Annotated in this window: 13 protein-coding genes; 6 read left to right on the top strand and 7 right to left on the bottom strand. The window is 54.7% G+C overall.

All coding sequences use genetic code 11. The features are described from left to right. Positions 1-58: 58 nt before the first annotated feature. Positions 59-1,453: a nucleobase:cation symporter-2 family protein gene (locus DBR37_RS15940; RefSeq protein WP_124575472.1), complete on the bottom strand. Its 1,395-nt coding sequence runs from the start codon at positions 1,451-1,453 to the stop codon at positions 59-61. Between the two features lie 245 nt (positions 1,454-1,698). Next, on the bottom strand, positions 1,699-2,634 hold the full coding sequence (locus DBR37_RS15935; protein ID WP_124575471.1) for a LysR substrate-binding domain-containing protein: 936 nt from the start codon (positions 2,632-2,634) through the stop codon (positions 1,699-1,701). Positions 2,635-3,049: 415 nt separating this feature from the next. Between DBR37_RS15935 and DBR37_RS15930 the strand changes: the two genes are divergently transcribed. Next, on the top strand, positions 3,050-4,282 hold the full coding sequence (locus DBR37_RS15930) for a urate hydroxylase PuuD (protein ID WP_124575470.1): 1,233 nt from the start codon (positions 3,050-3,052) through the stop codon (positions 4,280-4,282). 46 nt (positions 4,283-4,328) lie between these two features. Beyond that, positions 4,329-5,954, top strand: coding sequence for a histidine ammonia-lyase (gene hutH, locus DBR37_RS15925; protein ID WP_124575469.1), 1,626 nt, complete (start codon positions 4,329-4,331; stop codon positions 5,952-5,954). A gap of 117 nt (positions 5,955-6,071) precedes the next feature. Here hutH and DBR37_RS15920 read toward each other — a convergent pair whose 3' ends face one another. Further along, a complete protein-coding gene (locus tag DBR37_RS15920; protein ID WP_124575468.1) occupies positions 6,072-7,166 on the bottom strand; it encodes a porin in 1,095 nt (364 codons plus the stop codon). A gap of 139 nt (positions 7,167-7,305) precedes the next feature. After that, entirely contained in the window at positions 7,306-8,256 is a 951-nt protein-coding gene (puuE, locus tag DBR37_RS15915; protein ID WP_124575467.1) for an allantoinase PuuE, read from the bottom strand. 171 nt (positions 8,257-8,427) lie between these two features. On the opposite strand from puuE, the gene uraH reads away from it, so the two are divergent. Next, positions 8,428-8,784, top strand: coding sequence for a hydroxyisourate hydrolase (gene uraH, locus DBR37_RS15910; RefSeq protein ID WP_124575466.1), 357 nt, complete (start codon positions 8,428-8,430; stop codon positions 8,782-8,784). A gap of 104 nt (positions 8,785-8,888) precedes the next feature. Here uraH and DBR37_RS15905 read toward each other — a convergent pair whose 3' ends face one another. Both DBR37_RS15905 and cfa read right to left on the bottom strand, forming a co-directional pair. Next, a complete protein-coding gene (locus tag DBR37_RS15905; RefSeq protein ID WP_124575465.1) occupies positions 8,889-9,107 on the bottom strand; it encodes a hypothetical protein in 219 nt (72 codons plus the stop codon). A gap of 158 nt (positions 9,108-9,265) precedes the next feature. Next, the gene (gene cfa, locus DBR37_RS15900) at positions 9,266-10,429 is read right to left on the bottom strand and encodes a cyclopropane fatty acyl phospholipid synthase (protein ID WP_124575464.1); all 1,164 of its coding nucleotides are present in this window, start codon (positions 10,427-10,429) and stop codon (positions 9,266-9,268) included. Between the two features lie 153 nt (positions 10,430-10,582). Between cfa and DBR37_RS15895 the strand changes: the two genes are divergently transcribed. The 3 genes from DBR37_RS15895 (at position 10,583) to DBR37_RS15885 (ending at position 15,154) form a co-directional block, all read left to right on the top strand. Then, on the top strand, positions 10,583-11,446 hold the full coding sequence (locus DBR37_RS15895; protein ID WP_124575463.1) for a LysR family transcriptional regulator: 864 nt from the start codon (positions 10,583-10,585) through the stop codon (positions 11,444-11,446). Positions 11,447-11,608: 162 nt separating this feature from the next. Further along, positions 11,609-13,264 carry a methyl-accepting chemotaxis protein gene (locus DBR37_RS15890; RefSeq protein ID WP_124575462.1) on the top strand — a complete coding sequence of 552 codons (1,656 nt, stop codon included), beginning with the start codon at positions 11,609-11,611 and terminating at the stop codon, positions 13,262-13,264. A 384-nt stretch (positions 13,265-13,648) separates the two neighbouring features. Continuing rightward, positions 13,649-15,154, top strand: coding sequence for a DEAD/DEAH box helicase (locus DBR37_RS15885; RefSeq protein ID WP_124575461.1), 1,506 nt, complete (start codon positions 13,649-13,651; stop codon positions 15,152-15,154). Here the strand turns inward: DBR37_RS15885 and DBR37_RS17320 are convergent. Beyond that, positions 15,144-15,364, bottom strand: a 221-nt coding sequence (locus DBR37_RS17320) for a hypothetical protein (RefSeq protein WP_233588408.1), incomplete at its 5' end; no start/stop codon positions are given. The two genes, DBR37_RS15885 and DBR37_RS17320, sit on opposite strands and share 11 nt — an antisense overlap.

The following is a 15,364-nucleotide window of genomic DNA, read 5'->3' as shown; positions in this document are numbered from 1 at the left end:
CGGAGGTCCCACCTTCCGGCCCGCATCCTTTCCGCACGCGTGGGACACGTGTTGCTGCTTAGTGTTCCGAACTCTGTGCTGCCGCCATCGAGAATGCGGCAACATCTTCTTCCGTGCCACGACCATTGAAGTAAAGATTCAGTACTACGGCAGTGGTCGTGGCCAGCAAGATGCCGCTATGGAAGATGGTGGCCAGGAAGTCTGGCAACTGGTTGAAGAAGCTCGGTGCAACCGTCGGGATCATGCCCGCGCCTATGCTGACGGCGACGATGAAGACGTTGTGGCGGTTACCGGTGAAATCTACCTTGCCAAGGATCTTGATGCCGGTCGCGGCGACGATGCCGAACATCACGATGCCGGCGCCGCCCAGTACGAATTGCGGGATGGAGGCGGCGACGTGTGCCATTTTCGGGAACAGGCCAAACGCGACCAAGATCAGACCTGCGGCGACGCAGACATAGCGGCTGCGGATGCCGGTGACGCCGACCAGGCCGACGTTTTGCGAGAACGAGGTGTAAGGGAAGGTATTGAAGATACCGCCTATCAGGGTGCCGAGGCCATCGACGCGCAAGCCGCGTCCCAGCGTTTTGTCATCGACTTTTTTATCGATGATGTCACCGAGCGCGATGAACATGCCGGTTGATTCAATCATGGTGACTATCATGACCAGACACATGCTGATGATGGAGCCGATGTCGAATTGCGGCCAGCCATAGTGGAAGGGCGCAATCATTGCGAACCATTCACTGCTGCCGAGGCCGTCGAAGCTGACCTTGCCGAGTGCGAGTGCAATCACGAAGCCGATGATCATGCCCATCAGTACCGAGATATTGGCGATGAAGCCTTTGACGTATTTGGTAATGAGTAGAATGGAAACGAGCACGATGGCGGCGACCGTCAGGTTCAGTGGCGAGCCATAGTCAGGATTCGGCATGGTGACCATCGCACCATCAACCATGCTGTGGATGACGGGTTGTCCGCCTGCGGCCCAGTTGATGCCGACACCCATCAACGAGATACCGATGATGGTGATGACGGTGCCGGTTACGACGGGTGGAAAGTAGCGCATGAGTTTGCACATATAGGACGCGGCAAAGATACAGAATATCCCTGATGCGATCACCGCCCCGTAGATGTGCAAGATGGTCAGTGAGGGATTGCCGGCCATCGCAACCATGGGGCCTACTGCAGCGAAGGTCACACCCATCATCACCGGCATGCGGATGCCGAAATTCCAGATGCCGAGACTTTGAATGATGGTGATCAGGCCGCAGCAAAACAGGTCGGCGCTAATGAGGAAAGCAATGTCGGACTTGGGAAGATTTAATGCACCACCGACGATGAGTGGGACTGCAATTGCACCCGCATACATTACAAGAACATGCTGTATACCAAGTGCGGCGAGCTTAGGGATCGGTAGTATTTCATCTACCGGATGGCTACTGGTTGTCATGGCTGTCTCCGTTTTTATGTATGGAGGCCGCTGCAAGATGACGCTGGCGTTCTTCCCGTCAGCTCCATTTTGCAACAGCCTCTGAACGAGTCCTTGTGCGGAAGGGGCCAATGCCAGGCGACATCTTTCGTACAGGCTCGATGGCCGATACTAAAGTAATTAAACCAGTCCACTATACGAGCCAGGCTATACCCAAGCTGGGGAAGTGGATATAAGCGTGATGATTTAAATGTGCATATCGATCATCAGTCCGTCAGAACTTTCGCAGCAGCACTAACCTGTGCGCGTAACCATTTGTGCTCAGTCGCCTGATGCACACGTTCATGCCATAACTGATAGAACCGCAGTGGTGGAAATTTGATCGGTACGCTGTAACTTTTCAGTGACAGGGTCTTCTCATAGAAACTGGTGAATTGCTGTCCGGCGGTCAGCACCAGATCGGTTTTTTCGACCATGTAAGGGAGCATGCGGAAGTGCGCTGATTCAACCACGATGTTGCGCTGCATGTTCTGCTTTTCGAGAAAAGTATCGATAGTGCCGTGATAGCCGGGCAGAATCTGCGATGGCGCAGCATGTGGCAGGCTCAGGTAGTCCTCGATCGTCATTGCATCCTTCGCGGTACGCTTCGCATACGCACAGTCAGAGCGCATCAGGCAAACGATAGGATCGTCAAACAGCTTGGACATATGCAGGTGTTCCGGCATTTCATCCCAGTTCGCAATGACCAGGTCCAGCTCGCCATCTGATAACAGGCGTACATAATCTGTTTCCGGCCCCAGGGCATGAATCACGATATGGCTCTTCGGCGATTCGCGACGCAGGCGCGCGATTACCTCTGTGAAGAATTGCGTATTCATGTAATCCGGCGCTGCGATGTGGAAGGTGCGTGCTTCTTCCTGTGGCACAAAGGCCGTCTTCGGGATGAACAGATGCTCGGCTTCATCGAGTATGCGCTTGGCCGATTTCATCAGGCTTTCGCCATGCTGGGTCGGCACCATGCCGCGTGCGCCGCGCACCAATAGCGGATCACCGGTCAGCTCACGCAATTTGCGCAAGGAAGCGGATATCGACGGTTGGGGCCGATTCAGTTTCAATGCCACGCGCGAAACATTCTTTTCGCACAGCAGTAAATAAAGAATACGTATCAGGTGTATATCGAGGTGATCGGGCAGCCTGGACATATTTGTCTCCGTTTTTGTCACCGTTCATACTGCAAGCGCAGGCAGGCGTTCGGATTTATTAATAATATTTATTACCGAATGTCTCATATAACGAGTTCATTGTTGTATATCAAATTTGATATGTCAAATATAAGGCTGCTGCAATGTTTTAAGTGACGCGGGCGTTTATCGTTCCAGCATTCTGTACGCAAATAGAAGCAAAAACAGCACCGAAAACAGTCGGCTGCTCGCAGTAAAAAATTGCATGGGCGTATGGAGTGAAGAGCATAAGGTCGCAGCGGCATGACCGGTAGCGTAAGGAGGTCAGGAGTGATTCCTTACACATATTTACCGGCAGATACGGCCAGTCGGGGCGCATAGTCCCGCTCATCTGCAGAGCACGCCGTGGCGGATGAGAGTCAAATGTGGGGAAGACATGGAAGCATTATTTGTATCGTACGGCGTTGAGTGGCTCAACCTGCTGGTGCGCTGGCTGCACCTGATCACCGGGATTGCGTGGATAGGCGCATCCTTCTATTTCGTCTGGCTCGATAACTCGATCCGGCCGCCCAAGCCCGGCAGTGAGCTGGCAAAAAAAGGTGTATCCGGCGAGTTGTGGGCAGTACACGGCGGCGGTTTCTACAATCCGCAAAAGTATCTGGTCGCTCCGGCCGAGCTGCCCCCCGAATTACACTGGTTTAAATGGGAAGCGTACGCAACCTGGCTGAGTGGTTTTGCCATGTTGTTTATTGTCTACTACTTCAATGCCTCAGCCATGATGATAGATAAATCGGTCGCCGATTTGTCGTCGTGGGAAGCCATAGGCGTCGGCCTCGGTACGCTGGTAGTCGGCTGGATCGTATATGACCTCTTGTGTCGTTCGCCTTTGGGCAAGCGCGAAGGCTTGCTTGGCATCGTCATGTTTGTATTCATCGTTGCTGCATCGTATGCACTGACGCATTTGCTCAGTGGTCGTGCTGCATACATACACGTCGGCGCGATGATAGGCACGATGATGGTCGGTAATGTGCTGATGGTGATCATTCCGGGTCAGCGCAAACTGGTGGAAGCAATGAAGGTGGGCAAGTCGCCGGACCCGGTGTACGGCAAGCGTGCGAAACAACGCAGCGTGCACAACAACTACTTCACCTTGCCAGTGCTGTTTATCATGATCAGCAATCACTATGCGATGACATATACGCATAAATACAGCTGGCTGGTATTGGCGGCGATCATGGCTGCCGGTGTACTGATCCGTCACTTCTTCAACTTGCGTCATGCAGGCCGGGTGTCCGTTGCTTATCCGATTGTCGGCGTCGCCTTGCTGGTCGCAGTCGCGATTGCGATTGCTCCGCGTCCGGCACCCAAGGCAGCTGCAGCTGCGCCAGGTACAGACACGGCCACTATCTCGGCGGTTGATTTTGCGAAAGTGCAAGAGGTCATTACCCAGCGCTGCGTCAATTGCCATTCCGCGAAACCGACCTTTGAAGGATTTGCTACAGCGCCTGCCGGCATGATGTTGCAGACGCCTGAATTAATACGTCAGCATGCAGTCAAGGTTTATCAGCGCACCGTGCAAACCAAGGATATGCCGCTGGGTAATCTGACGCATATGACAGATGAAGAGCGTAAATTGGTAGGCGCCTGGTTCGAAGCTGGCGCAAAATAAGTTGGTTCGTAGTCGGATACTGAGAAAAATATAAAGAGGAAACGTAATGAAACAAATCACCATCGACGGCTTCACCCTGACTGCGGCGCAAGTCCTGGCCGTAGCCCGCGCCCCGCACCTGCCGGTCGCGCTGGCAGATTCGTCGCGCGCCGCTCTCAAGGAAAGCCGCGATTACATCGAAGCCACCTGGATGCATGACGAAGCACCGATGATGTACAGCTTCAACACCGGCGTCGGTTTGCTGAAAGACACCCGCATCAGGGTCGAGCATATCGAATTGTTCCAGACCCAGATGATCAAGGCGCACTGCGCCGGTATGGGTGAACCGTTCTCGGAAGAAGTCAGCCGCGCCACCATGCTGTTGCGTGCGAATGCTTTTGCCAGCAACTACTCGGCACCACGGGTCGAAGTCGTTGATCGCCTGATCGCATTCCTGAATGCAGGCATCCATCCGATCATGCCGCAAAAGGGTTCAGTCGGTGCTTCCGGTGACCTGGCTCCGTTGTCTTATCTGGCTGCTGCGATTGCCGGTTTCGATGAAGCGGAGGTGATGTATCAAGGCCAGCGCATGTCAGCCCCGCAAGCAATCACCAAAGCGAATATCGGCCCGGTCAAATTCGACCTGAAGGCCAAAGATGCATCCGCCCTGATCAACGGCTGTACTGCATCACTGGCAGTGGCCGTACTGGTCGCTCATGATGCGCGTAACCTGCTGACCGATGCCTGTCTGTCGCTGGGTCTGACACTGGAAGCGATGCGCGCTGAAATGGCCGCCTTCGATGACCGTATCCAGCAAGCCCGCCCACACGCAGGCCAGATCAAGACTGCAGCCATCATCCGCAACCTGCTGTCCGGCTCGACCCGCACCACGCATGAAGCACGTGCTGTGCAATTTCCGGAAGAATTGCGCCGTACCGATATTCCGTACACCGCACGTATCCAGGATGTTTATTCACTGCGTTGCTCACCGCAAGTCTACGGCCCGGTTTTTGATGCACTCGACTACATCGACAACATCGTCGACAAGGAAATCAACTCCGCCACAGACAACCCACTGATCTTTGGCAAGCAAGGTGGTGGCTTTGAAATCATCTCCGGTGGTAACTTCCACGGCCAGTACCTGGCACAGGCAATGGACTTGCTGGCCATGGCGATCACCGACCTTGGCAGCATCTGCGAACGTCGCGTTGCGCGTCTGATCGATCCGACCCTGTCCTGGGGTTTGCCACGCAACCTGATGAGCGGTGTACGTGGCGTCAACACCGGTTACCCAGTGGTGCAGTGCTCACTCAGCTCGCTGGTAATGGAAAACCGTACGCTGTGCATGCCGGGCAGCGTGGACAGTATTCCGGCCAAAGGCAATAGTGAAGACCACGTCTCCAACTCGACCTGGTGTGCACGCAAGGCGGCCACCGTGGTGGCGAATACGCAATACATCATCGGTGTTGAAATGCTGTTGGCAGCCCAGGCGCTGACGATGACGGAAGACTTATTGCCGGGTGTGGTGCTGGGGCAGGGTACACAGGCGGCGTATGCTGAAATCCGCAAACAGATCCCGGCCTGTCTCGATGGTGATCGCTGGTTCCATAATGACATCGCAGTAGCGCAATCGTTTGTGGTCAGCGGTTCAGTGCGGAATGCGGTGATTAAGAAGATAGGCGAATTCGCCTGATGCAGAACAGGGAAGCGCAGGATAGAGAAACCTCATAAGCGCTTATTCTCCGGGCAAATAAAAAGAGTCACGTATGCGTGACTCTTTTTTATGGGCCTTGCTCAGGCTACATCAGCCTCAGAAGCGATGACGTATGCCCAGTGCCACACTGTTGCCTGTAGTTTGCCGGGTAATCTTGTCATACATATAGACGGCATAGACGTCGGTACGTTTGGACAGATTGTAGTCATAGCCAAACGAGGCGGTATTGCGTTTGAGGTCCAGTCCTACCACCTTGCCATCGCGTTTGGTATTGGCCCACGACGCCAGGATCGCGCCTTGTCCGAGCGGGATGCTGGTACCGAATTGCATGGTTCGGTCTTTCAGATCTACATCATGGCTGCTCTGGTTGTATGTGGCGAACAGCTTGGCGACCGTAAAGTCGTATGAGCCACCGACAAACCATGCAGTCTGGCGTGCCGCACTGATGCCACTGGCAAACGGGATATTGGTTGCCGGTTGCACATTGCCGGGCGATTGATCCAGTGGGTTATTGACTTTGACTTTTTGATAGAAAGCACTCAATGCCAGTGGACCGTTGGAGTAGAACACATTGCCGCCGACGTTGTTTTTGCTGTTTTTGCCGGCGACTTCACCGAACTGGTAATGGAGGTTCGCTTTGAAACCACCCATCTCCGGTGTGCTGTAAATGATTTCATTGCTCCAGCCGGTATCGCCTGCGATGGTGTTGGTCCAGCCGGAAGCGTTGAACCAGGGCACGTTCATGTGCAGGATGAGCGGCGACAGCTGGAAGGAGTCGCCGAACGGATTGAATATTTTGGATGGCAGGAAGTTAGGTGCGAGTCCGCGGCCTAAAGTCACCGCGCCGAAGCCACCTGACAAGCCGACGTTGGCGTCGCGCGAGAAGAAGGTTTCATTGCCATTGAAGCGGCCGTTTGCACCTGTATCGGCACGGAAGAATGAAGTCAGGTTGAAGTTGGCCTTGAGTCCATTGCCGAGATCTTCGCTGCCTTTGATGCCGAACCATGAGGTGGTCATGCCGCCGCTGTTGACGACACCCTTGCGGCCGGTATCGCCGCTGTATTTCATCGAACCGACGTAGTTGTCGACCAGACCCACGACTTGTGTCGATGTTTGTGCCATTGCTGGCGTTGCGAATGCTGAAGTAATTGCGACTGCGAGGTAAATCTTTTTAAATTTTATTGGGTACATCTTTGTCTCCTGATTTTTTATATTTAAAAACGAGTTACTACTACTCCTATTCATCGCCAGACACGATAAATGTCCGTGCGTATTTCCGTGGAGCCTCCACGTCGGTACAACCTTGGGGATGGGTGTGATTCAGTCGGAATCAGCCGCTGAACGGATGGGTGGCGCGCCAGTGATTGGCAATATCAATACGACGGGTGATCCAGACTTGTTGGTGGTTTAAAACATAATCGAGGAAACGTGCCAGCGCCGCTGCGCGTCCGGGCCGCCCGATCAGGCGGCAATGCAGGCCGACCGATAGCATCTTCGGCCGATTCAGGCCCTGGGGGTCACCCTCGGCGTACAGCACATCAAAAGCATCTTTCAGATAATCGAAGAATTGCGTACCCGTGTTGAAACCTTGCGGCGCGGCGAAGCGCATGTCGTTGCTGTCCAGCGTGTAGGGCACAATCAATTGCGGTGCGCTGAGTTCTTTGCCGTTTGCATCACGATGCGCCACGTTTTCCCAGTACGGCAGGTCATCTGCATAGCTGTCGGCGTCGTATGCAAAGCCGCCATGTTCCATCACCAGCCTGCGCGTATTCGGCGAGTCGCGTCCGGTGTACCAACCCAGTGGCGCGTTGCCGGTCAGTTCACGGAAGATGGCGACAGCCTCGGCCATGTGTTTGCGTTCGGTCGCTTCATCGATGTTTTGATAGCTGATCCAGCGCAAGCCGTGGCAGGCGATTTCATGCCCCAGTTGCTGGAAGGCGGCCACCGCTTCAGGGTTGCGTTGCAAGGCGCGAGCGACGCCGAAGATGGTCAGCGGTAATTTGCGCTCTTCAAACATGCGCAGCAAGCGCCACAGTCCGGCACGTGAACCGTATTCGTATATTGATTCCATGCTCATATGACGCGCCGGGAAGCTTTGCGCACCTATTATTTCGGACAGGAAGGTTTCTGAACCGGCGTCGCCATCCAGTACGCAGTTTTCTGCGCCTTCTTCGTAATTGAGGACGAATTGCACGGCGATGCGAGCTTGCCCTGGCCATTGCGCGTGCGGCGGAGTACGGCCGTAACCGGTCATGTCGCGTGGGTAGTCTGGCTTGCGCATATATTCAGCCTTTTTAATGATGATTTCTAATTTGGCTTTAACTGTGTCGACTGAATTATGTCTGCTGAATGTATGGCTGATATAAGCCGGCGCGTATATGGATTAAAGGCTGGCGGTATATGATCTGAGCCGGAGATGCAGCTAATTTTTACTGAAAAAAAAGAGGAAATCATGGGCAAGCTGAGTACACACGTGCTGGATATTACGAAGGGCAAACCCGGTGTCGGTGTGAGGGTAGCGCTGTATACCGTCAATGAGGCGGGGAATAAGACTTTGCTTAAAACGACGGTCACGAATCAGGATGGGCGCTGTGATAGCCCTTTGCTGGAAGGCGCAGACATGAAGCCGGGCAAATATGCTTTGGTATTTGCCGCCGGGGATTACTTTGCCGGGCAGGGCGTCGTTGTACCTTCGCCACGCTTTGTGGATGAAGTGGTGCTGGCTTTCGGGATTGCCGATACGACGCAGAATTACCATGTACCGCTGGTGGTATCGCCGTGGGCGTATTCGACTTATCGCGGTAGCTGATCGTCCGGATTGGAATGCCAGCCTAAGCATAAAGGGCTTACGAATGATCGTAAGCCCTTTTTATTGCGGCGGGGCCTGGCTCTATCGCTTGTGCCCCGGCATTGTCAGATACGGCTGTAGATACCGTCGCTATCGCTCAGTTTGAACGTGCCGTCGCTTTGTGGTTGTGCAATACGATCCGTGTACTTGACGCGATATCCCTGGAAGTCGCGTGGCAAGTGCGTCATGCCGAAATCCAGATAGCTGATGCCGGTGGTGAGGTTTTGCAGGATAACGGTATGACCGGATGCGCTTTTAACCTTGAACTCTTCTTTGACTACCATGATAAAACCTCCTGTTTATATGAACCCACTTGAAAGGCTGACGAGGCTGCCTGCTCCTCGCGCCCAACCATGACCAGCACTGCTGCTGGTCGATACTGCAAAAAAAACCGTATGTGTTTATCTGTAAAAACTGCCGGTGTACCGGTAAACACCTGACATCACACACGTGTACGGCGATAACCATCACGCACGCCTTCTTTCGATAACACCAACTGCCACAGCTGTATATCGCGTGCGCGGAATGCGCCAGCGCAAGACAGCAGGTAATAGCGCCACATACGGTAAAAACGATTGCCCAGATTTTGTTCAAACCGTGGCCAGGCATTGCAGAAGTTGCTGTACCAGGCCATCAGGGTTTTGTCGTAATCGGCGCCGAAGTTATGCAAGTCTTCGACGACGAATAAGTTGTCAGCGGCATCGCCTATCTGACCTATCGAGGGCAGATCGCCATTCGGAAAGATGTATTTATCTATCCATGGATCGGGTGCGGATTTGCGCATGTTCTTGCCTATGGTGTGTAGCAGGAACAAGCCGTCTTTTTTCAGGCAGCGATGCGCGACTTCCATATAAGCGCGGAAATTTTTTCTGCCTACGTGTTCAAACATGCCGACGCTGGCGATTGCATCAAAGGGCTCATTTAATTCGCGGTAGTCCTGCAGGCGGAATTCCAGCGGCAAGTGGGCATAGCGCTGCTGCGCCCAGCTGACCTGTTCCTTCGAGATGCTGACGCCTACGCATTGCACGCCATAGTGTTCGGCTGCATACGCCATGAAGCTGCCCCAGCCGCAACCGATATCGAGTACGCGCATGCCGGGTTTGAGTCGTAACTTGCGGCAAATCATGTCGAGCTTGGCGACTTGCGCTTCTTCCAGATTATTGGCGTGTTCCCAATAGCCGCAGGTATAGGTCATGCGGCTGTCCAGCATTGCGGCATAGAAATCATTGCCGAGGTCGTAATGGACTTCACCTACTTGCCGGGCGCGTTTCATGTCTTGCCGGTTCAGCAGCTTGGCGGCCAGTACATGTCCGAGCAGGCGCAGCGGCTTGATCTGGTCGGTCATGCGTGTGCCGAGGAGGCGGGCGAAGAACTCGTCCAGTTCTTCTGCTTCCCATGCGCCATCCATATACGCTTCGCCCAAACCGAGATTGCCTTGCGAAAATGCGCGTTCCGGTACGCCGGGCGCTTTCAGTTGCATATCCCACGGATGTGGTCCGTTGATCTTGATCGCGGCCTTGCCCAGCAAGTCGGCAGTCGCGCGGTGCAGACGTGTGTGGTCGGGAATGAAGGGAACGGCATCCTGGGAAAACATTTGGGACGACATGTGCATAGCTCCTTTCCGGCATGGGCAAGCGCACGTTTTTAAGTTTCGATTGCTTGGCGTTAAAATATGTATAAATTATGCATATTTAAACCGGGCATTAAAAATGAAATTTAATGCGATTTATTATCAAGAAAATTGCACTGAAAGCTGGTCATGGACATAGAACTTGCCCGCACCTTCCTCTATATCGTCCGTTCCGGCAGCTTTATCGCCGCTGCTACGCGCCTGCATGTGACGCAGACCACGGTCACGGCGCGGGTGCAAAACCTGGAGTCGCAGCTGGGTTGTTCCTTGTTTGTGCGCAATCGCGCCGGAGCGCGTTTGACCGATGACGGCGAGCGTTTCGTTGGTTATGCCAGTCAACTGGTGCAAACCTGGGATGCGGCACGGCGCGACCTGCCCTTGCCGGATGGCTATGGCGATTCGCTGGCGCTGGGCAGTGAGGTGAGCTTGTGTAATCCACTGATGTTGCAGTGGACACTGCAACTACGGCGCCAGTTGCCGTCGCATGCGATCCGCGTCGAAGTCGGCGATGGCGCGGTTCTGCAATCCAAGCTGGAGCGTGGCTTGCTGGATGCGGCACTGGTGTACCGGCCGGAGTACTGGACCGGGATGCAGGTCGAGCAATTGCTGGAGGAAAAGCTGGTCCAGGTTTCCTCTACCAAGAATGCCGAGCCTTACGTCTACGTCGACTGGGGGCCGGATTTCCGCAAGCAGCACGACGCCGCTTTGCCGGACAAGGCGAAGAATGTGTTGTCCTTCAACCTGGGGCCACTGGCCCTGCAATACCTGCTGCAATGTGGCGGCAGCGGTTATTTCCGTACGCGCGTGGTGCGGCGCGCACTGGCGGAAAACTTTTTGCAACTGGTAAAAAGCGCGCCTGAGTTCTCTTATCCGGTTTATCTGGTCTATACCCGGGAGAAGGAGACAGAAGTCATGCAAAAGGCGTTTGATATGCTCCGTAGCGTGGTGAAAGAGGAGGCGGACTGGTCCGGGCACTGGGATTTTGTGCCCTGAATTTGCACGGAAATGATGCAAATTTTGATCTAGCGCAAGAAAAATATTCCCTACGGGAATATAGTTGCTAAGAAGTATTATTCTTGCAGTTGATCTTGCGGCCGGTTTCCTAGTTAGCCGGCCATTGCTACGTTCCATCCTTTCCAAGCCGGAGATGTACTTATGCGCACCAATTTGCCTGTTACGAGTAACGAATATTTCCTCCAGGACGGGATGTCGCTGGTCTCGAAAACAGACACCAAGGGTCGGATCACCTACGTGAATCCGGCTTTCATTGAAGCTAGTGGTTTCCACGAAGATGAATTGATCGGCAAGCCACATAACCTGATCCGTCATCCCGATATGCCGGAAGAAGCATTCGGCGATATGTGGCAGACGCTGAAGCAAGGTTTGCCGTGGACCGGTCTGGTAAAAAATCGCCGCAAGAATGGCGACTTTTACTGGGTCAATGCCAATGTGACCCCGGTGCGTGAAAACAATGAAATCGTCGCCTTCATGTCGGTGCGCAGCAAGCCCGGCCGCGAACAGGTCGAAGGCACGGGTGCTATTTACGCCCGTTTCAAGGCGGATCAGGCGCAAGGTCTGGCCATCAAGCGCGGCGCGGTGGTGCGCACGGGTATTGTTGCCAGGCTGGCCGCACTGCGCGACATTGGTCTCGGCGCAAAAATTGGCCTGGGCATGGTGACGCTGATCGCATTGATTGCAGGTTTGGGTTTGGTCGCGACTACCGCGGCAGAAAATGCTGCCAACATGGTCTGGTATGCCAGTGCGACGGGTGCTGGCGTGTGCATCGCCCTGTTGCTGTGGTTTAGTTTGCACACGTCCATTGTGCGTCCTTTGCGTAAGCTGATAGCGGAAACCCGCGTCATTGCGGGCGGTGACCTGACCGTAGATTTTGAAATTGACCGGCATGACGACATGGGGCAATTGCAGCAAGCGCTGCAGCAAATGAATGTCAATCTGCGCTCGGTGATGGGCGACATACGTAGCAATGTGGATTCCATCACCATCGCGACGCGCGAAATCGCCGCCGGTAATATGGATCTCTCCGGTCGTACCGAGTCGCAGGCTTCCAGCCTCGAAGAAACCGCGTCCAGCATGGAGCAGTTTGCTTCAACCGTGAAGCAGAATGCAGACAGCGCAAGCCAGGCCAATGAGCTGGTGCAATCGGCGTCCGCCGTTGCCGGCAAGGGAGGCGCGGTGGTTGAGAAGGTCGGCGCGACCATGGATGAAATCAGTGCATCGGCAAAGAAAATCGTCGACATCATCAGCCTGATAGACGGTATCGCCTTCCAGACCAACATCCTCGCCCTGAATGCGGCGGTAGAAGCAGCGCGTGCCGGAGAGCAGGGCAAGGGCTTTGCAGTGGTGGCGGCGGAAGTGCGCAGCCTGGCGCAACGTTCGGCCAGTGCAGCGAAGGAAATCAAAGGCCTGATCGACGACTCGGTAGAAAAAGTCGATGCCGGTAACCGCCTGGTCAGCGACGCCATGACCACGATGGACGATATCGTAAGCTCGGTACAACGCGTGACCGGTATCATGAATGAAATCACCGTTGCCAGCCGTGAACAAAGCAATGGCATAGACCAGGTCAACCTGGCGGTGTCGCAAATGGATGAAGTGACGCAGCAAAATGCGGCCCTGGTCGAGCAAGCCGCGGCAGCGGCGGCCAGCCTGGAAGAGCAAACCTTCCACCTGACGCAATCGATCGCAGTATTCCGTACCGGACGCAGCGTCAGTCCGCATTCGGCAGGTGCACCGCAGTCGTCGCCCCAACGCCTGTCCGCCAACAACGAGGCTTTGCGCCTGACTGCCTGATCGCTTGCTGATCAGATAAACGGGCTGGATTTGCTTTTCGGCAACGCCAGCCCGGCCTCTGCTCACTATTCCCGTGGTTCAGCCTTGCGGCACTGCATCAAAGCGGGTTGCAGCAGATTTCTGCCTTTTTAGCTGCTACATACTGATAAATCACGGGAAATTGCCGTCCGGCGTATAATGCTGACTGTCCTGTCGAGGGTAGTGATGGCGGTTGAGCTGGTCCGGTTTTTCAAGAGCGGCCTGCGCCCGCACATGCACCTCGTTTCATCATCACAGAAATAATTCAAATTTATCGAAAGAGCCGGGTCTTTTTCGGATTGGTTGTGCGGTTTTATTATCGACATCGATCATGTCGCCTCGCAAGGGCAAGACCTGCTAAACATCATGTCTGATAGTCAGCCTGTAATCCCAACGACCACCCCGTCAGCCGCTGCGGCCGATGCTCATCCTGCTGTCCGTTTTGAAGACTTCGGCCTGGCGCCGGAAATCCTGCGCGCCCTGGGTGAACAGGGCTATGTGCATCCGACGCCTATCCAGGCTGAAGCCATTCCGGTCGTCCTGCAAGGTGTGGACGTCATGGGTGCAGCGCAAACCGGTACCGGTAAAACCGCTGGTTTCTCCCTGCCTATTATTCAATTGCTGATGGCGCATGCCAACAGCAGTGCTTCGCCGGCGCGCCATCCGGTGCGTGCACTGGTCCTGACGCCGACCCGTGAGCTGGCCGACCAGGTTGCAGATAACGTCAAAGCCTATTCGCGTCACACGCCGCTGCGTTCGGTGGTGGTATTCGGTGGTGTCGATATGGCGCCGCAGACCGCGGCGCTGCGTTCCGGTGTCGAAATTGTGATCGCCACACCGGGTCGTTTGCTCGACCACATCCAGCAAAAGACACTGAACCTGTCACAAACGCAAATCCTGGTGATGGATGAGGCTGACCGCATGCTGGACATGGGCTTCCTGCCTGATCTGCAGCGCATCATCAACCTCTTGCCGAAGCAACGCCAGAATCTGATGTTCTCCGCGACCTTCTCGCCGGAAATCAAAAAACTCGCATCGACCTTCCTGAAAGATCCGGTCACCATCGAGGTGGCGCGCAGCAATGCCACCGCAGAAAATGTGACCCAGATCGTCTACAAGATGGAAGAGGCGGACAAGGGTGATGCAGTGTCTTACATCATTCGTGAACGCGGCCTGAAGCAAGTGATCGTTTTCTCCAACACCAAGATCGGCGCATCGCGCCTGGCGCGTCAGCTGGAAAGCGAAGGCGTGAAAGCGTCGGCCATTCATGGTGATAAATCGCAGGCCGAACGCATGACGGCGTTGGACGCTTTCAAGAATGGGGCGATAGAAGTACTGGTTGCGACCGACGTTGCCGCACGCGGCCTGGACATTGCAGAGCTGCCATGCGTGATTAATTACGACTTGCCATACAACGCTGAAGATTACGTCCATCGTATCGGCCGTACCGGCCGTGCCGGTGCTTCGGGTGATGCGATCTCCTTGTACTCTGATAAGGATGCGCGTTTGCTGGTTGATATCGAAAAGCTGATCAAACATAAATTTGTACCTGCGCATCTGGCTGGTTTTGTGCCCGCAGCCCAGCGTGTCAGCGAGCGTAAAGAACGCAGTCCGCGTCGTGAAGAGGGTGAATCGCGTGGTCGTGGTTCGGAGCGTCGTGAGTCGTCTGCGCGTGATTCGGCTGGTGGGCGTGATCAGGGTAGCCGTAGTGCTTACGCTGCGCCGCGTAAGGAGAAGATAGATCCGTTCTTTACCAAGCCCTATGAACCTGCGCCGTCTACTGTTAGTGAGGCTAAGCCTGTGGAGCAGGCTCCGGCTAAGGCGCCTAAGCATAAGATGGCGGCGTTGTTGGGTGGGGCGCCTAAGCGCTAAGTTGGGTTTGTTTGTTAAAAAAGGACGCGAGTTTGCGTCCTTTTTTATTGGTGGGTTGGTTTCGTTTCTCTTTAACTGATACGGCACTTTCTTCGAGGAGAAGTGCGTTGCCGGGGGTAGCCCGGCGGCTACTCACTTTTCTTGCTTCGCCAAGAAAAGTAAGCAAAAGAAGGCGACCGCAAGAGTCGTCGCCCGCTGCGCGGGTCCCCA

This window comes from Herminiimonas sp. KBW02 (genome assembly GCF_003852535.1).
Taxonomy (GTDB): Bacteria; Pseudomonadota; Gammaproteobacteria; order Burkholderiales; family Burkholderiaceae_D; genus Oxalicibacterium.
The sequence above is the reverse complement of the archived record's forward strand: the minus strand, read 5'-3'. Positions and strand labels throughout refer to the sequence as shown.